The sequence below is a fragment of the Rhodococcus sp. 1163 genome, from assembly GCF_002091985.1.
Taxonomy (GTDB): Bacteria; Actinomycetota; Actinomycetes; order Mycobacteriales; family Mycobacteriaceae; genus Rhodococcoides.
On the sequence record NZ_MKKX01000043.1, the window covers coordinates 1 to 307 of the forward strand.

The 307-nt window shown below is 62.2% G+C and carries 1 protein-coding gene; it reads right to left on the reverse strand.

Annotation, left to right across the window (positions count from 1 at the left end; translation table 11 throughout):
• Positions 1 to 307: IS3 family transposase (locus tag BJD99_RS20570; protein WP_143542261.1), on the reverse strand; the 307-nt coding region annotated here is incomplete at both ends.

The window sequence follows — 307 nt, forward strand, 5'->3', positions numbered from 1 at the left end:
ATCTTGATGGCCTTCCCATCGACGGTCGAGTCGAACTGGAAATCCATAGCCCACACCACTTTCGGGGCGTCGGCTTCGATCTGCGGGCACGAGCTGATGCCGGCGCGTTTGCGGGGATGGTAGATCCGAACCTGCAGACCCTCTTCCTTCCAGAGTCGGTGGACCTTCTTCTTGTTCACCGTCATGCCCTTGTCGTGCCTCAGATGCGCCCAGGCGCGTCGAAACCCGTGCAATGGGTGTGTGCCTGCGTATTTGCGGAGTTCGGCTCTGAGTGCGGCGTCGGGGTCGGCGGGTGTCTGCGCGACCG